Raw genomic sequence first — 24,037 nt, forward strand, 5'->3', positions numbered from 1 at the left:
GCGCTTCTATGTGCCCTACCAGCACAAAGGCCCAGCACGCCCTTTCCCTGGCGGCGCTTATCGCAGCGCAGGCATACTCAAAGGGTGTCTGCCTGCAGCAAGTCGGCATAGGCAATGCGCAGGGAAACCCTGCGCCCGGAAACCTGTTCCTCGGCCACCTCGATATGGAGCACCTTTTCCTCCGGGAAGGTGAACTTCCTGAACACAAACACGTTCCGGTACTGGCGCTTGAAGTACCCCGTGTCATAAAGCTGGAAACTGGGCTGTAGCTCCACCTGCTGAAAGTTAGTGGCCTTCACTACCTTTTTATCCTCTAGCTTAAACCGCACTTGATCGATCGTATAGGGAATGCTGGTGTCATTCTTAAGGGATAGATCAATAAAGAAATAGTCTCCGACAGTATAGATGTTGTTTAGCCTTGCCCGTATCCCCTGTTCTTTCGTAGTCACGCTATGGAACCGGGGTTTTCGCCCGAGAGCCAGCAGCGCAAACCGCGCCATGTCCTCCCGGCTCATGGCCACAGCCGGGTTCAGGTAATTATCCACCTGGGTAGGGTCAATGCGCACCCGGGTATCTGCCTGGTCCGCTCGGCTGTAGGCCAGCCTATACTGCACCAGGAAGCGCTCCCCCACAATGGTGATAATCCCCTGTTTTGCGCCACCGTGCTTGGGTTTAACCCGAAGGATATTGGCAACAGGTATGTCCCCGGCCACCTCATCTGTGGAGATATCCACGTACTGTATCGGCTCAGGGCTCACAATATGCGTGGATACGTTTTCATGCACGTGCACTACCTGAAGCGAATCCTGTGCCGAGGCGGAAGACAGCAGGGCAAACAGCACATATAGAAGCAGTAGCTTTTTCATATTAGTCGGCTTTGTTATCAATTAAATAAACTAGGGTATTATACTTTAACTTAGCTTTGTTCTTCCGGATGGCTTTGCCTGCTGCGCGGGTAGTGGTCTGGGAAATTCTCTCCAGCATCGAGTAAAGCATTTGGCTGGCGTTATCGGGTGAATCTTCAAAAGTCAGTGTCTGACCACTGCTCACATTACCGGCAAGCTCCTTGGTAAAGTCCCGAAACTGTGAGTCCGGGACATAAAGCCCCGCCAGGCCGTCGTTGTCGTAGATATGCAGGTCCACTGGGATGATTTGGCCTTCGTAAAGCATAGAGCGGATGGCTATCTGGATCCGTTGGGCACTGAAACCGGAAACTGTGCCGTAGAGGTAACTGCCTTTTTTTATTTCGTAGTCGCTCACATAGATGTCATCCAGCAAGCGAATCCTGATTCTGCCGCCTTGCATCACTTTTAACCCTTCGTCCAGAATAGCCCGGATAAGCTGCTCCTCACCGTCGGCTGTAATGGTGTTGAAAAAGGCTTTGCTGGTGTTTTTGTATTTGGTCACGGGTAAGGGCGTGGGCTCTTGCTTCTCGAAAGCCGGTGCATGGGCTTTCATCGGCTGTGGCCCCCTGCGTGAAGGCACAGGCTCCTCTCCTACCCGGCTCAGGCTGTCCATAAACAGCATCTGCTCCCTAAACAGCCGCATTTCGGTTTCATATGCCGATTCAACTTTTCGTATAGGGCGGGTTGACCCTCCAGGCACAAAGGCAGTAGCCGATGCATGGCGCCCTGAGCTGAGGCGCTGCCGCTGGCTTACCCGCTCCATAAACCCCTGCGGCTGCTGATCCGATAGGATGCGGTTATGAAGACTGTCGAGCATCTGCCGCTCTTGCTCTGTGTACACGCTGCCATAACTAGTGTCGCTGATCTCCTGTCCGATTTCCTGCATGGCCGAGTAGTCGGTCCTATACTTAAACTCGTCCTGAAAAGCCGAGAACTTATCCTTCACCTCCCGCTTTCTCAGGTTGGCATCAGGCAGCGAAGTATTAAGGGCTGCTATCTCGGTGAGCTCCACCTGCGCTTGTGCAGCAGTGGCCGCCGGCCTCATGTCCAGCCACAGGTAATTTAGCAAGACAAGGAAAGGGAGTATGATGAGCGGGATGGCATACCTGGGATGCCGAAAGTTAATTCTCTTCATGGATGATTCGGTTTAAACGCTGATCAATATCTTTGAGAAAAACACTGTCCCCGGCACGCAGGCTGTCAGGATGTAGCTGCCTGGCCGCGCTATAGAGCTTTATCAGCTCCAGCATATTTGCGGCTCCTGCCCTGCCTGTATGCATCTTGCTGCCAGAAGTATCAAGTTGCCTGTACAGCTTGCCAGCCGACACGGCATAAGTCCCCTGGTGCAGGTGGCGGACAAGGAGCAAGCCCATGACAGCCACAGACAGGAAAACCAGCATGGCCAGCACCACTGCTTTAAGATGCAAGGCACAGTAGTCCCTGGCACCTGCCTTGAGGCATAAAAGCCTTTGCTTTATGCCTCCGCTAAAAGGATTTCTTTTCGACATACTCCAAGTCCTTGTTTAGGACCGTTTTCCAGTTCTTTATCAAAAGTCCATGGGGGTTGTTTTCGGTGCGCGGCACTTCCTCCAAGTCCCCTTCTGTGACAAGAAGTCTTTTCATCACAGAGGTCTCCCGCTCGATGCGCTGTGTGGCGTAGTAGGTAAAGTGCCTGTTCTCATCCACTTTAACGCTGTCGGTTTTGATCGTCAAAACCGCAGAGCTTGCTAGAATCTGGTTATAATAGCCCTTCTCCTTCAAGTTGTTGTATTGCGCCAGCCCGGACTCATCCACTAGGTACATGGCCTTGGAGATGTTATGCTTGATGTAGGCGTCATCTGGCGGTAGCGTGAAGAAGAGCAGGTGAAACATGTTCACGTGCGAGGTGTACTCTACCGTCCGGTTTACCCCCAGCTCGGTCTGCTCCACTAAAAGCGGCACCGAGTGGTCGATCACATAGATCTTTTTCCGCTGCTCTTCGGCATAACGAAAGGCAAAGGCGCAAACCGTACCTACTATCAGGACCGAGGAGATAAAGCTGCCGATACTCACGGCAAAGGCCAGCTTCATTTTCTTTTCAAGGTTGTGTATCATAGCAAGCGCTTTTTAGTTTATTTTAAAATTCCTCCGGCCGCCTTCGCAGCTCCTCCTGCCATTGCAGAGATGGCATTACCCACACCCGTGGTGTGCACGATCCAGGTGGAAATAATGGGAATAGTGAGCATGGCCAATCCTCCCACAAGCAAGGAGACGATGTAGAAGCTGATGCCGCCCGAGGGAAAGGAAACGTAGGCAATAAACAACTCTTCGCTCTCCAGTACCGCTTTGAGTATATCAATTTCCTTCATCAAGCCATACTTGACCAGCACAAAGGCAATGGACATAATGATATAGCCCAGCCCCGAGTACAGCCCTACAGAAATATAGCGGGCAATCCAGGTCAGGTAGGAGTCCCGAAAGCCCGGCAGCACGCTAAGGGCAAAGGAGAAGGGGCCCAGGATCACCAGGATGCCTGCAAAGATGATCTGCAGGAAATAGATCATGTAAGCGCATACCTGAAAGATGCTGATCACTACCCACTCTGCCACCATCATCGCCGTAAAGTGCAGCTTGGCCATGAGCATCAGGTAATAGCCTTTCATTTTGTTAAACAGGGGTTGCAGGTCAATCCCCATCGTTTCGTACCAGCTCGCGTCACTTGCCTCACGCTCCACCCGCTCAAACTCAGCGCTGCTCTCAGAGAGCTTTCGGGCCACAGAGTCCACCAGCGCGAGGCGTTCCCGGTGTAAATCCTCCACCTGGTCTACCTGCGCGCCGTACATGCCTTTTGCCTGATCGTTCACCAGCTGCAGCGGCAGGTTCACCGCGTCAATAAACCCTGGCCAGAAAACAATCACCAGTGTCAGGGCGAAAGGACGCAAGAGGGGCATGATGCGAAGCGGCGCGTCCCCGGCCATCATTTTGTAAGCTTCCAGGCCAAAGTAGAGCAGCATGCTGATGGCACAAAGCGCCTGCGCATCATACAGAAACACGCCAACCAGGTCCTGTATATGGAAAAAGAGCCCGTCGAACAGGTCAAATATGGCTTTATCGATCAATTCACGCATCACGTCAGTCGGTTAAGTCCTGGCTCGTTTTAAAAAGAGAGATGAGCCGCCTGTAGTCATTTTGCAAGGCCGTAAGCTCTGAGATATACACCCGCAGCTGCTCCCCTTTTTTAGCATCGTCCAGGTAAGCGTCCAGAACGATTCCGATGTCTGCGTTAATTCTATCCCGCTCGGCATGGATGGCCAAAATATAAGCTGCCTGCACCCCGGCCTGCACCGCCTCAGCATTCATCGCCCATAGGGCAGTGTTGAGTTCATCAATCTTCTTTTTATACAACAGGTGGTATCCTTTATTCAGGGACCTGTCGGCAAACTTGAACATCTCCTGCTCATATACCTGGCTTACTGCTTCCTCCTGCGCCTGGGCCTTCACCCTGTTCTGGCTTACTAGGGCCATGGTAGGGGCAAGCTGCAGCATGTTCCGCCTGTCAGGTCCTTTCCTGTACTTATTATGAAACAGAATAAAGTACCACTTGGGGTTGAACTTTCCCCAGCGGGTGATCACCTCCCGCTCCAGCTGGTAGCGGGTGTTTTTACTGCTGACTGGCTGCACGCCCTGCCCCAGGGCATCTGTAAAGAGCACAGGAAGCAGGGCCAGGCATAAAGTGGGTACAAATATTGAATTCATAGCAATAGAGATAATTTACTTTTTGATTGCCTTGTACTCATCCATCAGGGAGCGGATGATCGCCTGGCTGTTATCTGGGTAAGTAAGTCCCATCGGGTTCATGGTCTTCAAAAGCCCCGCGTACTTGGCCACGCGCATCTTGCGCGTAATGGAATAGGCCAGGCCCCGCATCACGCGCAGCTCCTGGACCACATGGCGGATAAGGGCAAGCCTGTCGGCATTGTTCATCAGGTTCACATCCGTGCCCATGACAGCCACCTGGTAGATATAGGTAAACAGATCGGATGTACGCTTGAGCAGCTCGAGCTCTGTCTTGGCAGCGATCAAAAGCAGCTCGGTATCTCCGCGCGCCAGCGTCATCATTTGGTTTTGGTAGTGGCCTATGTCTGCGGCAATCTGGGAGGCATAGATAATGTTTTTACTCTGCCCGATAATGGATTGCACGGATTTAAGGGAGTTGTACATTTTTTCCTCCAGCTCCTTAATCTGCGTCATCTTCAGGCTGATCGTGGTCTGCAGGGCCGCAATCTTTCCTTCATTTTCCTTAATCTCGTTTAAGGCCGCCTGCTGGGCTGTGTGGTTGACAACAAGTGTGGAGACGACTGCTGGGTCAAAAACAAGCTGCTGGGCTAGTACATGCCCTGTTACCAGGCCCAGAAAGCTAAGCGTGCAGAGGTACTTTTTCATAGCTGCGTTGCAAAATCAGGTAAGCAAATTCATGTAGCTTGAGGCCCGAGGCCCTGAAGTCTGTGACAAATCTTTCCAGGGCCTGCCTAAAATCCCCATACTTGCTCAGGTATACTTGCATAGCCTCTTTTTCCTGGCGCTCGGTGGTAAAGGTCAGGTACTCTTCCAGCGATACCTCCACCCCGTATACCTCGCCGGTGGCCCCGCGCTTGATGTATACTTCCTTGAAGCGGCCCCGCCCTTCTTTATTGTCGAGGCTGTTGATAGTGAATATCTTCTTGCGCTCCACCTCATTGATAGAGAGCAGCGCGGCGATCTCATCGAAGTTGTCGCGAAACTTGGTCTGGTCCAGAAGGCAGATGGTATCGGAGTTGTTGATGATCGAGTTCTTGACCACCGCGTTGCCGATGATATCATCCAGCTCCTGGGTCACCACCACGGCTTCGCCCCAGAACTTGCGGACCGTTTTATAGACGTAGAGGATATAGCCGGCCATCAGCGGGGAGGCAATGGCCTTCCAGGCCTCCTCGATGATGAGCGCCTTACGGTTCTTTTTGTGGCGCATCTTCTGCAGGAACACATCCATGATGATCAGGGTGGTGATCGGGAAAAGGATCTTATGCTCCTTGATAGCGTCTATTTCAAAGACAATAAAGGGCTCATCAAACAGGGACTCATCCAGCTGGTTGTTCAGGATCTGTCCGTAGGCTTGCCCCTTGCAGAACTTTTTTAAAATAAAGCGGTAGCTCTTCACATCAAAATCAATCGCTTCGCTGGCCGTAATCTCCTGGATGCGGGCAAGGGAGAAATCATAGAAAGACTGAAAGCACAGGTAGTCGCTTTCCAACCCGCTGTCCTGGTAGTGTTGGTAATAGGAAGCGATCACAGCAGAAAGCACGCTGTCCTCGACCTGGCTGAGCACCCCGTCCACACCTTTCCAGAGCAGTGCCACCAGGGACTTTAGAAACTCCCGCTTCTCCTCGTTGAGTTCTGCCGCCGAGATACGAAAGGGGTTCATCGTGATGGGCGCCTCTTCCGAATAGGTGATGTAGCGGCCGTGGTAGTAGGCGCACAGGCCCCTATACGAGTGGCCTGTATCCACCAGGATCACGTCCGTGTGCTGCAGGGCGTACTGGCGCATCAGGTGGTTCATAAAAAAGGACTTGCCTGTACCCGAGGGCCCGAGCACGAACTTGTTACGGTTGTTGATGCGCCCCGTGTAAACGGGCACATCACTCGTATCAATGGCAAGGGGCAGGCCCTGCCGGTCGGTAAAATAGATCTGAAAGTCCGAGGCCTCGCTCCGGGGCAGTCTCTCCTTGTAGAAAAGGCACAGGGCAGCGTCGGCGGTCGTCAAAAACTTATCGTACACCTTGAGCTCCGAGGCATTACCGGGCAGGGCGCAGCGAAAGAGCTCAAGCTGGTTATAGGCATTGCGGCTCGGGATGATGCCGAGCGAGAACAGGGCGCCTTCCACAAAATTAACGCTGCGGTCTAGCTCGTTTTCCCTGGCAGAAAGCAGGATGTTGTAATGCCCGTAGACAAGCAGCTGATTGTCCCGGGCAATGGCGGCCAGAACCCGGTCGATATCCTGCACGCTCACATCGTTGGCCGGATCGGGCATGGAGGCGTGCTTTCTGCGCTTATGCTGCAGCCTGGCCACCTCACGCTGCTGATCCGGGATCTGGATCACCTGGTTGTAGACCAGCGCCTGGCAGCCGGGGACCAGGGGTAGAAAGTGCAGCGGGTCGGCCGGTAGGCGATCCCCCAGGTCAAGGACTGTAGAGGGCCTGAGGCTGGAGGGCAGGTTGACCTGGTCTACGTCCAAGAGCGAAAGGCTCCTGATAACCCGCTCGCCCAGCTGCAGGCATGCATCACCGGCTTTGAAGTTTGTGAGCGCGTAGGCCTTGTCTGAAAAGTTAAAGGCCAGCATGCGGGAAAGCAAGGCCCTTATCTCCGGCTCTCTTAAAACCCGGGGCTGGCAAGCCCGGCTCTCCAGGATGTCAAGCACTTTGGCAATGCTGCGCTCAAAGGCCGTGAAGTCCCCGGCATCGTAGGTAAAAAAGCTTGAGCGCTCCACGTTCCGTGTTATGGTCAGGTACGTACTCCCCTCCCGGTAGGCTCTGCCGGCAAATGTTTCCTGGAACCGCTGGCTTAAAAAGTCGTCTTCCCGCCTGGGCTCATAGTGCTTTTGGGCCAGGATGTCTGTTTTCTGCAGGGTATAGCCCGCGCCCAGCACCTTTACCAGGTTAACAAAGGTTTGGTGAAAGCGCGCATACGCCTGCTCATCGGCACAGTACTGCAACACTGGGTTGTCTAGCTGGATGATCACCGAGTAGTCGCCCTGCTCATGATAGAGCAAATCATACGTATGGCAACCAATGCCGCTATAAGGCAAATGAAAGGTTTGTTTTTTCATGGTCTAAGCCTGTTTTATGCGTGAATGAGTTAGCCCCGCCACTGCGCGGGCACGAGGTAGGCCCCTTTGGCCCTTGTTTTATGGTGCAGGCCTTTTCTTTGCTGCCAGGCTGTACACCCCAGCCCGCCGAACGTGATCACCACCAGGGCCAGCAGCCCGGAAAGAAAGTTGATCGCAACCGAGAGGATCACGGCCAGCAGAAAGCCGCTCACCACGCACGCCAGGCCCCAGTAGATGTACCTGCCTTTCAGGGATTTGAAGACAAGAGGCTTTTGCAGCCCCCTGTACACTTCAAACCCCAAATCCGCATTCCTGGCCATCACCTACACGCCAAAAAAGGCTTTGATCACTACCCCCACTACCATCAGGAAGACACAGGAGCCCATCCAGCCCATCACGGCCTTCTGCGTGTCCTGATCGCCAGAGTTCCACTTGATGTAGACGCGTACGCCCCCAATCAGGCCCACGATGGCCCCCACGATCAGGATCAGGTTGCCCACCGGGTCAATGTAGGTCTGCAGCTCCGAGGCACCCGCGTCGATGCCCGCGGCCCCTTGCCCGAAAGCCGAAGCCGCCGAGAGCAGAGCCAGGAAAAAAATGGTCGTAAACTTTTTCATGTGCGCTGATTTATTTGGTTTAACAATAGGTTTGCTCGCCTGGTGGGCTCTCTGCCTGGTTGCCTGAAGCAAAGGGCATGGATAAAACTTTAGTGCGCTTGGCTGTCTTCCGACTGGGAAAGCACTGTGGCCTGGTGCAGCGTGTAGGTCGTGGTGCTGGCCCTGTCCGAGGCGGCTTTGCGCCTGGCGTAAAGCTGCCACAAGATCAGGCCCGTGTAGTAAGCGCCGTAGAGGGCAGAGATCGTGAAAGTAAAAGTGCTCCAGTTCATCTTTGTCTTGGCTTAGGTGTTTGCTGCACCCGGCCTCTGCTGGTTGTGCTGGCCGGATGCAGCGATCATGCTCTGCAGGGAACTACGCCTAATTTTTTTTTCGGCCGCGGGGCTTTGATGAACTCAAACAGGCCTTAGATGAAACAAGAGACGTCTTTACATCAATCAACTGCTAGCCAGGGCCACGACCGGCGCGTGCGATAAAAGGGCTAAACCTTTTGCTGGCAATCTGCCGTTAAGGCCAAAAAACAGGGCCTCACCGGCTCCTGCCGCACGCAGGCAGTACAGCTTCCCGCCAGCCTTGGCCCAGTCTTGGATCAGACCGGCAATACTGCTATTCACCATAAACCCGTTTCACGCATGGAAAAAGAAGTACTCCAACACAAAGGCAGGCCCAGGAAGAAGCCTGTCCGCCTGCGCAACAGGCATGCCTGTACGTATCTTACCCCAACCGAGAAACTGCTGCTTGAGGCAAAGGCCAGGGAAGCCGGCATGTCTGAGTCTGAGTGGCTGCGTGCGGCCATCAGGCAACGCGAGGTGGCCGCCAGGCTTAAGCCCCGGGAGGCTACCTTCGTGCGGCACCTAACCACCCTCTCTAACCACGTAGACCAAATCCTGTCTTACCTGCAGGAGCAGAGGGTCACTGCGCTGGAGCAGGCAGGACAGCGGGCAAAAGAAGAAATGGATCAGCTGCTTTTATACCTGGACTGCGATGCTCGGTAAGGTGCACGTGAGTAAGAATATCGCGCAGGTAGTGGCCTATGTGGCCGACAAACCGCAGGCGCGCGTATTGGCAGCAGACGGGGTCAGGACCGACTGTGTGCAGCACATGATCCGGGATTTTGCCCTGATTGGCAAGCTCAACCCAGACCTGAAAATCAAGGCAGGTCACATATCCCTTAGTTGGAACCGGCAGGACCGGGAAAAGCTGTCCCCGGAGGTGATGGTGGCCCGTGCAAGGGAATATATGGAAAAGATGGGCATCCGTGACACCCAATACCTGGTCGTCGCGCACCGGGACACGCCCCACCCGCACCTGCATATTGTCTACAACAGGGTCAGCTATAAGGGCCAGCGCATTGAGGATCACTTTCAGCTATCACGCAGCAGGCAGGTACTGCGCGACATGAGGGACCGCTACGGCTATCACATGCCCACCGGCAAGCAGGCGGTGAACCGCAAGCGTCTGAACAGCTTTGAAACAGAACGTTTTGCCTTGTATGATGCCATAGAGCCTGCGCTAAGAGAGGCGAAGAGCTGGGAGGAGCTCCGGAAAAGACTGCAGCGCCGGGGCATTACCCTGCGCTTTAAGCAGGAGGGCGACACAGGAAAGGTACTGGGCGTGAGTTTTAAGCAAGGCACCTACAGCTTCAAGGGATCCAGGATCGACCCGGCCCTGAGCTATGGCAAGATCTCCCAGCGCCTGGAGCACAACCTGCAGGCCAGGCTGCAAAGGATAGAAAAGGGCGTGGCCGGCCGGCAACGTTTCTACCGGTATGGGCCCTCTATTTTCAGCAAGACCGCCCCGGTAAAAAACCTGCCCCTTGAAAAGTTGTTTCTTGACAGGCAGGCCCTGCAGAATACATACCCCAGACCCTTTGCTGCACTTGGCCCCGAGGTGATCGGGCCAAAAAGCAAACAGGAAAACAGACAGGCTTATAGCAAGAGCATATGGAAATGGTAGAGCTATCTGACAGGCTTCACACTGCCGAGGCCCTGCTTATCAAACAGGGCCGGCAGCTAAAGGAACTGGAGGCTGCCCAGGCAAAGGACAAGCCGGTAGACTATGCGCCTTACTTTGAGGAGATCAGGCAGCTACTCCAGCAGCAGCCGGTTTCTGAATCCTCGGCTGACTTGCCGGCGCAGCTGGAAGCGCTCAGTAAAAGCATGCTGGCTCTACCCAAGGCCTTGCCCGTAGAGCACCACCATCATATAGAAGACAGCGCCCGGTACTTTGCGCTGGGGGCAGTAGGGCTGCTTCTCATCACGGCGCTGGCTGCCGGCTGCTGCTTTAGCCTTTACAGGCAAAACACGGAGCTGGCAGCGCATGACCTGAAGTATCGCCTGATCCGGCTCTATCACCCCCATCTGACCCAATGGGCAGACAGCGTGTATGAGCGCAGTCCCGAGAAGATGCCTGAGCTGGTGGAAAGGCTTGAAAGCAGGCAGCTGCTTATCAGGCAAGCAGCTGAACTTGCCAGGCAAAAGCAGGAGGAGGCCAGGGAAGCTGCCCAACAGCTCAAAAGGCTACAAAATGCCCGGTGAGGACTTTGGCTCCTGTGCCAGAGCCCTAAGTCGCTCTTTTGTGGTGGCCAGCTTTCCAGCCATGTAGGCCACGGGGATGTAGGCGCCGGCCAGGTCGACCATGTTGTACCAGACCGGGGAAGGGAGCATGATGCAACTGGCAATTCCTCCGGCAAGGAAAAAAGGCCGATACTGATGGCAAATCTCATTTTGTGACGACAGGCGATCCATGCTCCTGCAAAAGTTCCGCCAGCGTGCGCCAGAAACAGAAAAACAAAATGCCTGGGACCCAGCAAATGCATGGGGGGCCTTCAAGCCTTCGGTAGTGGTGACGTCTGCGCCTTCCGGCAAGAAAATAAGCAGGCCGCTGATCTGGATGATACCCATGTTTAGGATACTGCCGATGATGATTCCGGCTAATACTGCCAGTAGGTTCCTGATCAGTGGGCTCATGTTTATACTTGCCTGACTAGCTGCTAGTGCCTCACAGCATAAAAAGAAAACACGGATGCAAAGGCAACAGGCTTAATTTAAGCGTTTTCCTTCACTTTTGAAAGCTAACCTGCCTTTCCCCTGTGCGTTGAGTGATCTCCCTGTTTTTCCAGTTTTAAAGTAAAGGTGAGCGATTCACCTTCCACGCTTGAAAGCAGGGCCCTGCCCTACTCGAGCAAAACGCCGTTCAGGCCAACATCATCAATTTCCTTATTCTCAATTTGTCAGCAGCCACTGCCGGGAGGCTTTGCCATATCCTGCAGGTTAAAGGGGCGATGCTGCCTCCCTCAGTGGCGGGTTGACAAGCAGGAAGCATCCTGCCAAGAGGCCTTGTCACAACCACAGCTCTGTAGAGACCAGGTAGCTGCAAGGTGCTCTGCTCTTAGCCATGCGCGCATGGCTGCACTTCATTCCTCCTACCAGAAAAAATTTCCAGGCCAGCAAAAAGTTATAATATTGCCGTATAGCTTATGTGAAAAGTGTTGGAAAAACCTGTTCACTTTGCCGGCTAGCCAAGCTGTCCACTCTTGATGGAGTATGAACCTGTAAATTATTTGTTTGCCATGAAACAAAAAGCAAAGCCTAAGATGCCTCAGGCTGCCCCGGCCGCTCTTCCGCAAATAAGTGTTAGCGCTAAGGGCAGAAACAAGCTCCTCAAGCTGCAGCTCAAGTTCAACCAAAAGGTAAAGAAGATCTCTGAGTTAAAAGAGGAGCTCTTGAAAAGAAAGGAAAGCATTAGCCATATCCAAAAACGCGTGCACGATGAGCTGCAGCCCCTGATCGAGCAGCTGCTAGAACAGCGCGTGGCCCTGGCCCACCTGCTTGACAGGGCCTATGTCCTGCCTTTTTTCAGAAAGAGAGAGAAAGAAAAGCTTGCCCTCTTTATCGAAGAGACCACCTTTGAACTAATCGACCGCTACGGCCGCCATGAGTTGAAGGAGCTGCACGATAAATACGCTGAGCTCTCTTTTGAGGATAGTCAGGCACTGGTCGAGGAAGAGGCCAATGAGATAGCCGAGCAACTGTTCTGGGATGTTTTCGGCATAGAGGTAGACCTGGACGATCCTGAATTTGATAGCATAGAAGACGAGCTCGACCAAAAGGCCCGGCAAAGGGAGCAGGAAAAGCAGGCCCGCCAGAAAACCCGCAAAACAAAGGCGCAGCTGGCAAAGGAGGAAAAAGCCAAGGCCGAGCTGAGCAACATCAGCAAGACAAGCCGCCGCGTGTATACCAACCTTGCAAAGCTCCTGCACCCGGACGCAGAGCAGGACCAGCAAACACGTGTCTGGAAAGAAGAGGCCATGAAGCGCGTGACGCAGGCCTATCACCAGGACGATTTCTTTGAGCTGCTCCGACTGCAAATGGAATTCATGCAGCACGAGGGCCAGCAGCTGGATAGCCTGCCGGAAGAGCAACTCACTTATTACACGAAACTTTTGGACGAGCAGCTTGGCAATCTGGAGAATGCCCTGGATTTGTTTTCCTTTTCAGCGGAGGGAGAGTTGTACTTCCGGTATGGCGGCACTTCCAAGCAAATGGATCAGAAATTCAGCAAGGAAAAGAAAGAGATCCTCTTAGATATTGAGTTCATGAAAGAGGAGCTGAAGATCCTGCAGGACCCGCAGCAGGTAAGGCTGATGCTAAAGCAGCTTCCTTAACATTGGTCCTGGCTGCCTTTGTAAGGCAGGCTGTGATGCATGCACGTGTTGCCTGCATGGCCAGATGTTGACACTCCCACGCCTAAAGGCAGTAGGATTCTTGGGCTACCGAACCATTGTCCTTGTATATCTCCCAAGCTGAAACGGTCTGCCCGACCGCCTTGTTTCTTATATTTCTAGCTGCGTTCACATCCCTGTCCAGGACGTGTCCGTTAACACAGGTCCAATACCTGTCTGATAGCTGCAGGTCGGTGTTGCGCCAACCACAAACCCAGCAGTCCTGGGAGGTATGGTGGGGGGCTACCTTCATAAGCTCCCGACCATACCACTCAGGACTTGTATTCCAGCATCTGCACGAACTGATACCACCCAGCATCGCTGATGCTTTTGGCAAGTTTATGGTTCTTGAGCATATGCTGTATTTGAAGCTGTTCAACAACAATCGCTTGGCTCTCGCGAATGAGTTGCGTGCTGAGTTTATGGTGGAAGTCCCTGCGTGTATTCCTGACTTTCAGGTGCAGCCTGGCCAGCTTTGCGGCAGCCTTTCGCCTGTTACTACTACCTTTCTTCTTCCTGCTGACCGAACGCTGCGCTTTCCTTAGCTGGTACTGGTAGCGATACAGGTGCCTGGGGTTGTCCACCACCTGACCGTCTGAGGTCACGACGAAGGATTTTATACCAACATCCAAGCCTACCACGTTGCTTGTTTTTGGAAGCGGTGCTATCTCCACCTCACAGCACAGGGCCACATGCCACCCATCGGCTTCCCTGACCACGCTGGCTGTCTTGATAACCCCCTGCACATCCTGTGACTTGCGGTACTTGACCTTGCCGATTTTCGGTAGCTGGACTGTACAGGTATTCTGGTGCAGCTTCACCCCCTGCTTGTAGGTGAACGAGCGATACTGGCCTCGCCTGGCGAACCTGGGGAAGCCTTTGCCTTGCTTGAAGAAACCATCGTAGGACCTGAAGAGCCTGTCGGTCACCTCCTGTAAAGTTTGTGAGTGTACGCACCCGATCCATTCCACGTCCCTGGCAATGGCAGAGAGCTCTTGCTGCATCTGGTTCTTCGATACGGAGATTTGACAGTTGGTCCAGAGTTGCCTCTTGTAGTCCAGACACAGGTTGTAGACATACCGGCACGAGCCAAGCCACTGAGCAAAAGCCTGAGCCTGCGCCCTGGTGGGTTTGAGTCGGAAGCGGTATGTCTTGATCTGGTTCACGGCTTCTTTTGGCGCCTTGCCCGGTGCAGGGCATGTTTGCTGCAGCAAAGGTAACAGCCGGCAAGTGCAGGCGGTAGAACATAGGGTAAGATCGAACCCAACAAAAGTGAAGGGATGCTGCACCACATCGAGTGGTTCAAAAAGAAAACCAAATTCATCCCTTGGCTAAAGCCCCAAGTGTTAGGGCTTTCTTTGGCATTTTCTCGTAATTGGAGAAATTACTGCAGATTTGTAGCGCACATTGCACTGTAAAAGCCAGCCCCACTCCGGGTACAGCTTCAAATTGATAGTTAAGGTTTAGAACCTGAAGAAAGGTAGCCGAGAGTTTATTTTTCGGGCACTTGTCCCTTTAGGATCCTTTCCAGCAGTTCATTCTTTTCCCGCTCCGCTTTCAGCAGCGCGTCATAGAGCTCCACTATCTTTTCGATGGGGTTGAATGTATACTGGTTATAGTTTCCTGATGCAATGTTTCCAGAGGAATTATCATGCAATGTCTGAATGTTAAACATTGCCCCCTCTTCCGAGAAGTTCTCAATCGCTTCGGGTGTAACGCCAAGGGCTTTGGCGATCTTCTCCAGCGTGGCTTTATCCATGTCTTCCTCCTGTTCTATGCGGGAAATATTCTGCTGGGTGGTTCCCAGCTCCGTGGCCAGAGATGCCTGCTTTACTCCCAAAGCAGTTCTCATTCTTCTTACGTGGTCTCCTAGGTGAATGGGTCTTTTTCTGACTGCTGTTTCCATAGAACTAATATACAAAAATAATCCAATTATATCAACATTAATTCACTTGTATTCCACAATAATTGAATTGTAAAATACAAGAATTTACCGTGCTTGCTGTCTGTGTGCAAGAAAGAAGTGGCTAAAGATAGGTGCTCTTCTTCATAAAGCAAAACCTGTTCCTTTGAGAGGATGATCAGGAGTTTAGAAGCTGTTGATACAGCCTGAAGTTCTCCGCATCAAAGCAAATAAAAATAACCTGTTCCATATTTGTTTTATGCTCCCGCAGGTAGGCGCGTGTTGCCTCAACTGCCACCTTTGCGGCCTGATCTTTGGGATAGCCATACACGCCCGTGCTGATGTTGGGAAAGGCTATGCTTTTTACCCCATTCTCTTCAGCCAGCTTCAGGCTGTTGCGGTAACAGCTAGCCAGCAAGTCCGGCTCCCCTTTTTGCCCGCCATCCCAAACAGGTCCAACCGTGTGGATGACATACTTTGCCGGCAACTTACCTCCTGTAGTAATCACAGCCTCACCAGTAGGGCAGCCTCCCTGCCTTGCCCGTATTTGCCGGCACTCCTCCAGGATAGCAGGTCCTCCGGCACGGTGTATGGCCCCATCCACTCCTCCTCCACCCAACAGGCTGTTGTTGGCAGCATTAACTACAGCATCTACCCTTACTTTGGTTATATCTCCTTGTTGTACTTCTATTGTTGTTTTCGCCATCTTTTGCACTGTATTTTCCTAGCTATCTTCTTTGTCGCATTTCCAAAACTATTCCCTTTGTATACTTGTTGCACAGTATACGCTTTGCCTTTTCAGGAGGAATATTTTGTTCGTATCTTTGCAGGGCAATCGCACTTATTTGATTATGGCTATCACAAAAGAAGATATATTAAAAGCCCTCAGCTATGTAGAGGAGCCGGATCTTGGAAAAGACCTGGTGACACTCAACATGATAGAGGATGTGCAGGTAGATGGCAAGAACGTGAGCTTCACGGTTATCTTAACCACACCGGCATGCCCTATGAAAGATTTGATCCGTAATGCCTGCGTAAACGCTGTGCATGCGATGGTTGACAAAGAGGCAGAGGTTACAGTAAACATGACATCGCGTGTCACCTCCGGCCGTGGCGACACTTCCGAAGTGTTGCATGGTGTAAAAAACATCATCGCAGTGGCTTCTGGTAAAGGAGGCGTGGGTAAGTCTACCGTTACAACAAATCTTGCTATTGCACTTGCAGAAAGTGGTGCACGTGTAGGTTTGATTGATGCCGACATTTCTGGTCCTTCTATCCCGACCATGTTCGGTGTAGAGAACGAGCGCCCACACATGGTGCAGGGAGACCATGGCAAGAACTACATCATGCCAGTAGAGAAGTATGGCGTAAAAATGATGTCTATTGGCTTCTTAACTCCTGCCGATGGTGCTGTTGTTTGGAGAGGCCCCATGGCGAGCTCTGCCTTGCGTCAGTTCATCTCGGATGTAGAGTGGGGTGAACTGGACTACCTGCTGCTTGACCTTCCTCCAGGAACGTCTGACATTCACCTGACCATGGTGCAGGCGCTGCCGGTAACAGGTGCCGTTATTGTAACAACACCACAGAAAGTAGCTTTGGCTGATGCTGTAAGAGGACTGCAGATGTTCAGACAGCCACAGATAAACGTGCCAGTGTTGGGCGTTGTAGAAAATATGGCGTACTTTACACCTGCCGAGCTTCCAGAGAATAAATATTATATTTTTGGCGAAGGCGGCGGTAAGTCCCTTGCTGAAAGATACGAGGTAGCCCTGCTTGGTCAGGTGCCTATTGTACAAAGCATTCGCGAGAGCGGCGATGCCGGAACTCCTGTCGTATTGCAGAACGATTCTCCGGCTAGCGGTGTTTTCAAAGAGTTGGCTCAGTCTGTGGCCCAGCAGGTATCCCTGCGAAACGCCACTATTGCCAAAACAAAACCAGTAGAAATTAAAAGCTAAATATACATGGCAGCCACAAACGTAGATCAGGATTTCATGCTCCGCATCGAATCAGCTCTCGACCAGATTAGACCTTACCTAGAGGCCGATGGCGGGAATGTAAAGGTGCTAGAGGTAACAGACGAGATGGTGCTGAAACTGGAACTGTTGGGTGCCTGCGGCTCATGCCCTATGTCCACCATGACATTGAAGGCTGGCGTGGAACAGTCGGTGTTAAAGGCGATTCCAGAAATCAGAGCTGTAGAAGCTGTCAACGTGGCTCCTTCTGCCGTTTAAAGTTATTTTAACAGCATTCCTAAAGGTGTGGTTACTACTGTAGCCACACCTTTTTTGTTCGTATTCACCTTCTCTGCCAGGCTCTTAAATCGTCAATCAATTTTATCTGAAAGCAAAAAGACTATATTTGTATAGTGCTAACCAGAACGATCTGATACTATGATAAGAGCCAACGATCCGTCTCTCCACTCCTGGATAGAGATAGACGCAAACAGCGATTTTCCGATTCAGAACCTGCCTTTCGGTATTTTTAGAACCGCTAACCGCGATCCCCGGGTGGGCGTAGCCATTGGAGATTATATTCTGGATCTTTGCGAACTTGGCCGCCGCGATTTCTTTGAGCTCATCGACCTGGACCCAAACGTGTTTCACCGCCCTTACCTCAACGACTTTATTGCACTTGGCAAACCTATCTGGCGCGCAGTCAGAAACCGCGTGTCACAGCTGCTTCGTAACGACAACGATGAGATAAGCGGCAACAGTAATCTCATCCGGGCCCTGCTTGTAAAGCAAAGGGAGGCAGAGATGCTGCTCCCTGTTAAAGTAGGAAACTATACCGACTTCTACTCTAGCATGGAGCATGCCACTAATGTAGGCACTATGTTCCGTGACCCAAAGAATGCGCTGCTGCCTAACTGGAAGCATATCCCTATTGGCTACCACGGTCGCGCCTCCTCTATTGTTGTATCAGGCACAGATATCCATCGCCCAAAAGGGCAAACCAAAGCTCCCGATGCAGAAACTCCTACTTTCGGGCCTACAAAACTGTTGGACTTCGAGCTGGAGGTAGCCTTTATCACAGGCCGTGAAACACAGCTTGGACAAAGTATAACTCCTAATGAAGCAGATGACTATATCTTTGGCCTTGTGCTGTTCAACGACTGGTCAGCACGGGATATACAAACCTGGGAGTATGTGCCACTTGGTCCTTTTCTGGCAAAAAGTTTTGCTTCCTCTGTATCGCCTTGGGTAGTAACGCTGGATGCTTTAGAGCCTTTCAAAGTAAAGGGTCCTGAGCAGAACCCTAAGCCGCTGCCCTACCTGGAGTTTACCGGCAACCACAACTATGATATTAACCTGGAGGTATTGCTACAACCTGAAGGCGGAGCTGAAAACAGTATCTGCCGGTCGAACTATAAATTCATGTACTGGAACATGAATCAGCAACTGGCACACCAAAGCAGTAACGGCTGTAACATCCAGGTGGGTGATATGTACGCTTCTGGCACGATCAGTGGCGCTGAGAAAGACGCTTATGGTTCGATGCTGGAGTTAACCTGGCGCGGCACAAGTCCGCTGCAGCTTTCTGACGGCACCGAGCGAAAGTTTATCAACGACAGGGACACCGTCATCATGCGGGGCTATGGCATGAAAAATGGTATCCGTATTGGCTTTGGGGAAGTTAGAACCAAAGTATTGCCTGCACTTTAGAAGGTATCAGCAACAGTATGTTATACATACCTTAATTTCTTATATATAGTTAAACACTCGGGAATCTTAAAGCAAGCTGCAGAAGTATTTGCAGAGTTATTCTTTCTGTACTTACCCCTAGCTCTTTGCCCTCCTTGTCTGCAAGGACGCAACTTCTGCTCCATTCGGTGCATTGAAGCTACCAATACGGCGCTACAGATTGCCACACTTCATACTGCACATAACAATTCAATACATAGTCCCTCATAGAAAAGCGAAATAGCCTTTATTTGAAATCATCATAAAATATACTGTTTTATACCCTGGTGCGGTGAAACAGGAGGTTTTTATCAATTTAGACACAGTTCCTTTTCTACTCTACCTTGTCAGCAGTAAATCTTTGTCTCACAAAGCAAGGAGCACCAATCTACAGGTAAGTGTAAAATAGAGCCAGTTTATGTTATTTAATTATAGGTGACTACTTTCTACTCTACCGCCTGCAGAACTGTTTTAAGTTTGTTCTTCAAAACTTTCATTCATCTAGCTTCGTTTTATTTAAATTAAATAATAAAATATTTAACTATACGAACTATTTAATAAAACCCGTTCTGCAACCAAGCTATCTATATGAAGAGAACATTAATTTCAGGAATCACAGCCTCCATCCTCTTCTCGTGTTCAGTACACATTGTAAGTACGGACCAAACTCAGACTAAACCAGAAGCAGATACGTCCCCTTATGACCAGACTGTCGCCTCTGAAGTCGATAGGTTTCTGGACACATATTCTAATAGGTACCAGGAGTTGCACCTTCAGCTACAGGAGGCACGGAAGCAATTCTATACAGCATCAGGAGGGAATGATACAGTACGGGCAGCCTCAATGCTATTTGCCAGTGAGGCTCTGGCTAGCTTTACAGGCAATATGGGTAATCTGGAGAAAACAAGTGCTTTTCTTGAGCATCAGCAAGGATTAACAAACCTACAGGTAAGGCAACTCAAAGCAATTTTGTATGAGGGAGCCAACTACCCACAATCTGTTCCCGAAGCTGTAAAGGCACGCCTCAAGATGGAAAACGAGCATGCCGTAAAACTGAGAGACTTTTATAACTATCCCTTTTTAGAAAAAAACACGGCTTCCAGCTTAAAAAACCATTCCACAACCTCGTCGTCCAAAGCAGAACTGGCTACCAAGCTCCGGAAGGATTTTCTCCAACTACGTGATTTGCGAAATCTCACTGTTCAGGGACTTGGCTTCGGCTATGATAACTATTTTGCATATCAGGTAGCTGAATACGGAATACCTTTGGAGGAAATGAAGAACCTTTTAATGGAGCTCAACCAGGAACTATATCCACTGTTTCGCGAGCTGCATACCTACGCACGTTATGAACTAGCTAAAAAGTATGGTTCACCCCAGGTTCCTGACTACCTGCCAGCTCACTGGCTTCCTGGCAAATGGCCCCATGATTGGAGCGGCATAATGGAGGAAGCAGTTGTGAGCTATGAAGGTACTTCTCTAGAGATACTTTCTGGAAAGGAAGAAAATTTCTTCACAAGCCTAGGCTTTCAAAGTATACCTCACTCTTCTCAACACAATTTGCTAAGTGCAACCATTTATCAAAGTAGCTTTTCCTCTTTAAACCACTCTTTTGACCTCTACCAAAAAGTCAGTGGCCTTGAAAATACGGGATCTACCCTGGAGCAGTACACTAGAAACATTCATGATACAGGACATTTACTCTACGTGAAGGCTTATAATAATGACAGTGTGCCGGTTCTGCTGCGTCGTGGCGCAAATCGTGCTTTTTATGAAGCCATAGGCAATCTATTCGAACGGGCTGCTATGCAAGCTTATTATACAGCACATCCGCCTCAAGCTGACGAAAGTAAGCCGGAAGACAAGATGCAACAGCTATTAAAAGAAGCACTTACCTATGTCACACTAATACCTTATGCTGCTGGTGTTATGAGTGAGTGGGAGTATGAGCTTTATGCTAACAAGCTATCAGAAAATCAGCTAAACAAGCGTTGGTGGGAACTTGTAAAAAAATACCAAGGCATTACTCCTTCCGCAATTGGAAAGGACTCCATAGACCCTGTTACACTGGCAGGCATACAGACCGGCGCTACCCCCTCTTATGACCACGCATTGTCTTGTGTCATAATGTTTCAGCTGCAGGAGCACCTTGCAAAACATGTATTGAAACAAGACTTATATACGGCTAATTACTATGGAAGCAAAGCCGTAGGAGGCTTTCTCTATACCATCATGGCTTCTGGCGCAACTGCAGATTGGAAAGAACTGCTTGAAGAAAAAACAGGGGAAAGTATTTCTGCCCGCGCCATGGTAACTTACTTCCAACCCCTGCTGGTTTATCTGAAAGAGAAGAATAAAGGCAGGAAATATACTCTATAGAAAACTTCAATATGAAAAATTCAGATTACTCCTAAGCATGCGCCGTGGTGGCAGTTTCCAAATCTTATGCTCCCTTTTCCATCTTAGCTATGCCTCGGTAGACGGCAATACATACATTGTAGCACTCTGTAGTTACCTGCCTTGCTGCCTCTAAAGCTTAATTAGAGTTGTACATGATTTCCTACTTGGTTAAGTCCAATCTTACTAAACATTAATTCACTTATCCTTCAACTCAGGCATATTGATAACATAAAATTAACCACACTTATCTACTCACAACAGATATAAAAAGGTCGCTTTATCATACTCAGATAAAGCGACCTTTTCTAGTACTCAAAATAATTTGATCAAAGTGCCACTCACAGCTTACTGCATTCTTCTATCAATATAGCACGGTTTTCTTCCGGTGTGTGATCACCTAGATGATCATCAACTCCAACAGTGGTACTCAGATCCGTTTTATCAATAAGGTAATTACCTATAACCTTCTCATACTTGCCATACTGTGCTCTGAAATCATAGTATTTGCCTACCTGCAGAAGTGTTGTCATCAACTTTCCCTGTTTAACAATTCCTAACAGCCTGAAGTCTGAAGTTGGTGCACCTGCATCTTTATAGTACAGGTAGAAGTCTGGCGGTGTAACGACGCCTTTGTTGGGGCATTTCACGGTGAGGCTTAGCGTAACCCCAACCACAGGGATGGCAGGAGCTGGCAGATTGATTTGAAAGTTACCTCCAGCACAGGGGGCATCTACTCTTCCTGTAGCAACCTCTACGCCCTTAGCTATAACTTTATATCGCACTGCAAAAGCTGGCATATCGTTCAGTATCTCCTCCAGGTTATGTGCCACAACCACCGTTCTGGAAGATAGTAGCTTACTTGAATCATCGTTCCATAATTCTAAGGTCATGGGCTGGGTATCATTGTTCAGCCAACCTGCATTAAACACGGCTCTGGAGCTTTTACAGTTAGTTGTTTCCACATACTCCGCAATACTATAAACAGTAAGGTGGTCAGTTGTAAATGGAACTACAAGCTTACCATTTGCACTGGATACAGTACCTTCTTTCTCATACTGCCACTCACCTGTATCCTCAGAGTAACTCCAAATTGCTATCTTGTCACCTACTTTTACAGCAGCATTACCTTCGATAGATTTGTATTGTGGATCAATCTCGATCGCAACATTTATAGGGCTACTAAACTTTTTGACCTCGGTTCCATTTACATTAAAGTTTATACTGGCAAATCCAGCCGGTACAAAAAATACAGACATGTTGCTGTTATCAGGCCCCTTTACATTGGCTGCATTATACTGGCCACCCGGGAAGAAGTTTACAGCTTCAGGAGCTTGAGAGTTATAGTTCACAACACTCATGCTTAGCGTACTACCCACAATAGGCGTGCCGTCAGCCCTCAGAAACTGTGTATTGGCAGGCACTATAACAGAGGTAATTTCCTGTGTTACTGCATTAGTAGGGCTACTTATACTAATCGGTTTCACTGTTGTTCCGTCTGTTGCAAGTTCTGCAGTCTCCTGGGCAACTGTAACTGTGGGCGGTGGAGTGCTGGTATTCAAGATCGTCAGGTTTTTTATCTGATTAAACTGCCCCTTCTCTATTGTAACAGGCACAATCAAACCAGCATAGTCCGGACCACTGATCCTGACACTAAACTTCACTGGATCACCTTCTGTGGGCTCGTGCTTAGGGTGTACACCCAGCGTTAATAATCCTCCGTTAAAAGCAAGATCCTTGTTACCAGCTATGTCATATATAACATCAGCGTCCTCTCCTGCTACGCTTATGAGCAGGTCCTGCGGAATTTCGCCTGTGGCTTCACTTACCTGTAGCAGGACAGAGTAATGAATAACATCAGCCTTCACAAATATGTCTAGGTCTTCCTTTGCTTTATCACAGCCTAGCATAAGCAGCCCCACCAGGCTTATGGATAACAGAATCAGTAGATTATTTTTCATTGCGATCTATTGTATAGTTGATACTAAACTGTAGGCTAGGCATTACTCGGTAATAGTTTTTCAGATTCTTTTGCAATTGAAATGTGTTTTGCTCATTGTCTTCTAGCATCTTTGTACCAGTTATGTTTGCAGAAGGAGAAGATAAATAAAATGCCCCCATGGTCACATCCAGTTTAAATGCATCATGTAGCCTTAGCCGGTTTAAACCCACACCTGCGTAAGGGGCAAAACCTTTCCATTCAGATTTTACCAGGAGTTCCCCCACATCATCCGGACCTAGTTCTATATCACCATAGTAGTAAGGGTCCCTTAACTTCATTCTGGACTTGGTCTTAGCCTCAAAAAAGTAGGAAAGACCGCCACTGATTGCTACTTTATTTAATATGGTCTGCCTGTCTGTGAATGGTTCCCAATCTACGATCAGGTGCAACTTTGCAAAAAGGGCATCTGTATTGATTACCGTTACCCTTGTGGGAAAGGCGTAATAGTCATTCGTGATAGAGAATGGAAGCACAGTTGTCCCTAACCTTACTTGCCATTGCCGCATAACAGGCATTTGCCCCTCTATACCTATTCCCTGTGTGCCAATAGATATACCTGCTGACATAGCTTTGTTGCTTTTCTCAATAGGAATTTTGACAACAATTGTATCTCCCAATTGACCCAGGTCAAGAGGCGCAACAGGATTTGCCTTTGCCTGCAACAACGCAAGAAGAAAACAGCATAAGAGTAGAAGTTTTTTCATGAAAGCTGGATTTGGTTAAACTCAATTATGGAAAGCTATTCAGGATATTGTTAAACATTTAATATTAAAATCATAAATTGAGTACTATACATTATATTAATATTGCCAATACATAAGGAATATTATAATCTACAGTTAGCTAAGGAAATAGTAGTAAAAAGCTGTTATGGAGGACAAAAAGACGTAAAAGCATTTAAATTTTAATATATATAAAATTCTTATTACAAACTTATACTATGAACACCATAAAAGGATACAATATTTTAAT

General features: G+C 49.8%; 26 protein-coding genes. 8 read left to right on the top strand and 18 right to left on the bottom strand.

Features of this window, described 5'->3' with window-relative positions:
* Positions 1–77: 77 nt before the first annotated feature.
* From traN to PKOR_RS00605, 11 genes are all read right to left on the bottom strand, one after another.
* Positions 78–866 (bottom strand): conjugative transposon protein TraN, encoded by a 789-nt coding sequence (gene traN, locus PKOR_RS00550; protein ID WP_046308612.1) that lies wholly within the window; start codon positions 864–866, stop codon positions 78–80.
* A 1-nt stretch (position 867) separates the two neighbouring features.
* Complete coding sequence (gene traM / locus PKOR_RS00555) at positions 868–2,040, bottom strand: conjugative transposon protein TraM (RefSeq protein WP_046308613.1); 1,173 nt, start codon at positions 2,038–2,040, stop codon at positions 868–870.
* The gene (locus tag PKOR_RS00560) at positions 2,027–2,413 is read right to left on the bottom strand and encodes a hypothetical protein (RefSeq protein WP_235337088.1); all 387 of its coding nucleotides are present in this window, start codon (positions 2,411–2,413) and stop codon (positions 2,027–2,029) included. The genes traM and PKOR_RS00560 overlap by 14 nt, the downstream gene beginning before the upstream one ends.
* On the bottom strand, positions 2,391–2,999 hold the full coding sequence (gene traK / locus PKOR_RS00565; protein WP_046308614.1) for a conjugative transposon protein TraK: 609 nt from the start codon (positions 2,997–2,999) through the stop codon (positions 2,391–2,393). Before traK ends, PKOR_RS00560 begins: the two co-directional genes overlap by 23 nt.
* Positions 3,000–3,016: 17 nt before the next feature.
* Entirely contained in the window at positions 3,017–4,012 is a 996-nt protein-coding gene (locus PKOR_RS00570; protein WP_046308615.1) for a TraJ family protein, read from the bottom strand.
* A 4-nt stretch (positions 4,013–4,016) separates the two neighbouring features.
* A complete protein-coding gene (locus tag PKOR_RS00575) occupies positions 4,017–4,640 on the bottom strand; it encodes a hypothetical protein (protein ID WP_046308616.1) in 624 nt (207 codons plus the stop codon).
* A gap of 15 nt (positions 4,641–4,655) precedes the next feature.
* Positions 4,656–5,327, bottom strand: a complete 672-nt coding sequence (locus PKOR_RS00580; protein WP_046308617.1) for a hypothetical protein — start codon at positions 5,325–5,327, stop codon at positions 4,656–4,658.
* Positions 5,302–7,746: a TraG family conjugative transposon ATPase gene (locus tag PKOR_RS00585; protein WP_046308618.1), complete on the bottom strand. Its 2,445-nt coding sequence runs from the start codon at positions 7,744–7,746 to the stop codon at positions 5,302–5,304. The genes PKOR_RS00580 and PKOR_RS00585 overlap by 26 nt, the downstream gene beginning before the upstream one ends.
* Before the next feature lie 29 nt (positions 7,747–7,775).
* Entirely contained in the window at positions 7,776–8,066 is a 291-nt protein-coding gene (locus tag PKOR_RS00590) for a DUF4133 domain-containing protein (protein ID WP_046308619.1), read from the bottom strand.
* Between the two features lie 3 nt (positions 8,067–8,069).
* A complete protein-coding gene (locus tag PKOR_RS26060; protein ID WP_235337090.1) occupies positions 8,070–8,564 on the bottom strand; it encodes a DUF4134 domain-containing protein in 495 nt (164 codons plus the stop codon).
* 233 nt (positions 8,565–8,797) lie between these two features.
* On the bottom strand, positions 8,798–8,977 hold the full coding sequence (locus PKOR_RS00605) for a hypothetical protein (RefSeq protein WP_046308622.1): 180 nt from the start codon (positions 8,975–8,977) through the stop codon (positions 8,798–8,800).
* 15 nt (positions 8,978–8,992) lie between these two features.
* Between PKOR_RS00605 and PKOR_RS23260 the strand changes: the two genes are divergently transcribed.
* Genes PKOR_RS23260 through PKOR_RS00620 form a run of 3 tightly spaced genes read left to right on the top strand, consistent with a single transcriptional unit; the run spans position 8,993 to position 10,897 of the window.
* The gene (locus PKOR_RS23260) at positions 8,993–9,355 is read left to right on the top strand and encodes a plasmid mobilization protein (protein WP_052738644.1); all 363 of its coding nucleotides are present in this window, start codon (positions 8,993–8,995) and stop codon (positions 9,353–9,355) included.
* 7 nt (positions 9,356–9,362) lie between these two features.
* Positions 9,363–10,316, top strand: a complete 954-nt coding sequence (locus PKOR_RS00615; protein ID WP_158453725.1) for a relaxase/mobilization nuclease domain-containing protein — start codon at positions 9,363–9,365, stop codon at positions 10,314–10,316.
* On the top strand, positions 10,304–10,897 hold the full coding sequence (locus tag PKOR_RS00620; RefSeq protein WP_046308623.1) for a hypothetical protein: 594 nt from the start codon (positions 10,304–10,306) through the stop codon (positions 10,895–10,897). The genes PKOR_RS00615 and PKOR_RS00620 overlap by 13 nt, the downstream gene beginning before the upstream one ends.
* On the opposite strand, the gene PKOR_RS00625 is transcribed toward PKOR_RS00620, so the two are convergent.
* Positions 10,880–11,329 carry a hypothetical protein gene (locus PKOR_RS00625; RefSeq protein ID WP_235337092.1) on the bottom strand — a complete coding sequence of 150 codons (450 nt, stop codon included), beginning with the start codon at positions 11,327–11,329 and terminating at the stop codon, positions 10,880–10,882. The two genes, PKOR_RS00620 and PKOR_RS00625, sit on opposite strands and share 18 nt — an antisense overlap.
* Positions 11,330–11,931: 602 nt before the next feature.
* Here PKOR_RS00625 and PKOR_RS00630 point away from each other — a divergent pair.
* Complete coding sequence (locus PKOR_RS00630; RefSeq protein ID WP_046313856.1) at positions 11,932–13,026, top strand: hypothetical protein; 1,095 nt, start codon at positions 11,932–11,934, stop codon at positions 13,024–13,026.
* Between the two features lie 82 nt (positions 13,027–13,108).
* On the opposite strand, the gene PKOR_RS23925 is transcribed toward PKOR_RS00630, so the two are convergent.
* The 4 genes from PKOR_RS23925 to PKOR_RS00645 form a co-directional block, all read right to left on the bottom strand.
* The gene (locus tag PKOR_RS23925; RefSeq protein ID WP_084694672.1) at positions 13,109–13,402 is read right to left on the bottom strand and encodes a zinc ribbon domain-containing protein; all 294 of its coding nucleotides are present in this window, start codon (positions 13,400–13,402) and stop codon (positions 13,109–13,111) included.
* Entirely contained in the window at positions 13,356–14,375 is a 1,020-nt protein-coding gene (locus tag PKOR_RS00635) for an RNA-guided endonuclease InsQ/TnpB family protein (RefSeq protein WP_084694673.1), read from the bottom strand. Before PKOR_RS00635 ends, PKOR_RS23925 begins: the two co-directional genes overlap by 47 nt.
* A gap of 200 nt (positions 14,376–14,575) precedes the next feature.
* Entirely contained in the window at positions 14,576–14,989 is a 414-nt protein-coding gene (locus PKOR_RS00640; protein ID WP_046308624.1) for a helix-turn-helix domain-containing protein, read from the bottom strand.
* Positions 14,990–15,164: 175 nt separating this feature from the next.
* Positions 15,165–15,692: an O-acetyl-ADP-ribose deacetylase gene (locus PKOR_RS00645; RefSeq protein WP_046308625.1), complete on the bottom strand. Its 528-nt coding sequence runs from the start codon at positions 15,690–15,692 to the stop codon at positions 15,165–15,167.
* A gap of 145 nt (positions 15,693–15,837) precedes the next feature.
* Here PKOR_RS00645 and PKOR_RS00650 point away from each other — a divergent pair, with 145 nt between their 5' ends.
* The 4 genes from PKOR_RS00650 to PKOR_RS00665 all read left to right on the top strand — a co-directional run bounded on the left by PKOR_RS00650 (position 15,838) and on the right by PKOR_RS00665 (position 21,045).
* The gene (locus PKOR_RS00650; RefSeq protein ID WP_046308626.1) at positions 15,838–16,941 is read left to right on the top strand and encodes an Mrp/NBP35 family ATP-binding protein; all 1,104 of its coding nucleotides are present in this window, start codon (positions 15,838–15,840) and stop codon (positions 16,939–16,941) included.
* A 6-nt stretch (positions 16,942–16,947) separates the two neighbouring features.
* Complete coding sequence (locus tag PKOR_RS00655; RefSeq protein ID WP_046308627.1) at positions 16,948–17,217, top strand: NifU family protein; 270 nt, start codon at positions 16,948–16,950, stop codon at positions 17,215–17,217.
* A gap of 159 nt (positions 17,218–17,376) precedes the next feature.
* Complete coding sequence (fahA, locus tag PKOR_RS00660; RefSeq protein WP_046308628.1) at positions 17,377–18,648, top strand: fumarylacetoacetase; 1,272 nt, start codon at positions 17,377–17,379, stop codon at positions 18,646–18,648.
* 606 nt (positions 18,649–19,254) lie between these two features.
* The gene (locus PKOR_RS00665) at positions 19,255–21,045 is read left to right on the top strand and encodes a M2 family metallopeptidase (RefSeq protein WP_046308629.1); all 1,791 of its coding nucleotides are present in this window, start codon (positions 19,255–19,257) and stop codon (positions 21,043–21,045) included.
* Positions 21,046–21,404: 359 nt separating this feature from the next.
* On the opposite strand, the gene PKOR_RS00670 is transcribed toward PKOR_RS00665, so the two are convergent.
* Both PKOR_RS00670 and PKOR_RS00675 read right to left on the bottom strand, forming a co-directional pair.
* Positions 21,405–23,024, bottom strand: coding sequence for a hypothetical protein (locus PKOR_RS00670; RefSeq protein WP_046308630.1), 1,620 nt, complete (start codon positions 23,022–23,024; stop codon positions 21,405–21,407).
* On the bottom strand, positions 23,014–23,631 hold the full coding sequence (locus PKOR_RS00675; protein WP_148561594.1) for a hypothetical protein: 618 nt from the start codon (positions 23,629–23,631) through the stop codon (positions 23,014–23,016). The genes PKOR_RS00670 and PKOR_RS00675 overlap by 11 nt, the downstream gene beginning before the upstream one ends.
* Positions 23,632–24,037: the final 406 nt, after the last annotated feature.

This window comes from Pontibacter korlensis (assembly GCF_000973725.1).
In the GTDB taxonomy this organism is placed as follows: Bacteria; Bacteroidota; Bacteroidia; order Cytophagales; family Hymenobacteraceae; genus Pontibacter; species Pontibacter korlensis.

Bases quoted from the DNA above. Each gene is read 5' to 3' on its own strand.
- traN (WP_046308612.1), bottom strand. From the start codon at position 866: ATGAAAAAGCTACTGCTTCTATATGTGCTGTTTGCCCTGCTGTCTTCC.
- traM (WP_046308613.1), bottom strand. From the start codon at position 2,040: ATGAAGAGAATTAACTTTCGGCATCCCAGGTATGCCATCCCGCTCATC.
- PKOR_RS00560 (WP_235337088.1), bottom strand. From the start codon at position 2,413: ATGTCGAAAAGAAATCCTTTTAGCGGAGGCATAAAGCAAAGGCTTTTA.
- traK (WP_046308614.1), bottom strand. From the start codon at position 2,999: ATGATACACAACCTTGAAAAGAAAATGAAGCTGGCCTTTGCCGTGAGT.
- PKOR_RS00570 (WP_046308615.1), bottom strand. From the start codon at position 4,012: ATGCGTGAATTGATCGATAAAGCCATATTTGACCTGTTCGACGGGCTC.
- PKOR_RS00575 (WP_046308616.1), bottom strand. From the start codon at position 4,640: ATGAATTCAATATTTGTACCCACTTTATGCCTGGCCCTGCTTCCTGTG.
- PKOR_RS00580 (WP_046308617.1), bottom strand. From the start codon at position 5,327: ATGAAAAAGTACCTCTGCACGCTTAGCTTTCTGGGCCTGGTAACAGGG.
- PKOR_RS00585 (WP_046308618.1), bottom strand. From the start codon at position 7,746: ATGAAAAAACAAACCTTTCATTTGCCTTATAGCGGCATTGGTTGCCAT.
- PKOR_RS00590 (WP_046308619.1), bottom strand. From the start codon at position 8,066: ATGGCCAGGAATGCGGATTTGGGGTTTGAAGTGTACAGGGGGCTGCAA.
- PKOR_RS00605 (WP_046308622.1), bottom strand. From the start codon at position 8,977: ATGGTGAATAGCAGTATTGCCGGTCTGATCCAAGACTGGGCCAAGGCT.
- PKOR_RS23260 (WP_052738644.1), top strand. From the start codon at position 8,993: ATGGAAAAAGAAGTACTCCAACACAAAGGCAGGCCCAGGAAGAAGCCT.
- PKOR_RS00620 (WP_046308623.1), top strand. From the start codon at position 10,304: ATGGAAATGGTAGAGCTATCTGACAGGCTTCACACTGCCGAGGCCCTG.
- PKOR_RS00625 (WP_235337092.1), bottom strand. From the start codon at position 11,329: ATGAGCCCACTGATCAGGAACCTACTGGCAGTATTAGCCGGAATCATC.
- PKOR_RS00630 (WP_046313856.1), top strand. From the start codon at position 11,932: ATGAAACAAAAAGCAAAGCCTAAGATGCCTCAGGCTGCCCCGGCCGCT.
- PKOR_RS23925 (WP_084694672.1), bottom strand. From the start codon at position 13,402: ATGCTGGGTGGTATCAGTTCGTGCAGATGCTGGAATACAAGTCCTGAG.
- PKOR_RS00640 (WP_046308624.1), bottom strand. From the start codon at position 14,989: ATGGAAACAGCAGTCAGAAAAAGACCCATTCACCTAGGAGACCACGTA.
- PKOR_RS00645 (WP_046308625.1), bottom strand. From the start codon at position 15,692: ATGGCGAAAACAACAATAGAAGTACAACAAGGAGATATAACCAAAGTA.
- PKOR_RS00650 (WP_046308626.1), top strand. From the start codon at position 15,838: ATGGCTATCACAAAAGAAGATATATTAAAAGCCCTCAGCTATGTAGAG.
- PKOR_RS00655 (WP_046308627.1), top strand. From the start codon at position 16,948: ATGGCAGCCACAAACGTAGATCAGGATTTCATGCTCCGCATCGAATCA.
- fahA (WP_046308628.1), top strand. From the start codon at position 17,377: ATGATAAGAGCCAACGATCCGTCTCTCCACTCCTGGATAGAGATAGAC.
- PKOR_RS00665 (WP_046308629.1), top strand. From the start codon at position 19,255: ATGAAGAGAACATTAATTTCAGGAATCACAGCCTCCATCCTCTTCTCG.
- PKOR_RS00670 (WP_046308630.1), bottom strand. From the start codon at position 23,024: ATGAAAAATAATCTACTGATTCTGTTATCCATAAGCCTGGTGGGGCTG.
- PKOR_RS00675 (WP_148561594.1), bottom strand. From the start codon at position 23,631: ATGTCAGCAGGTATATCTATTGGCACACAGGGAATAGGTATAGAGGGG.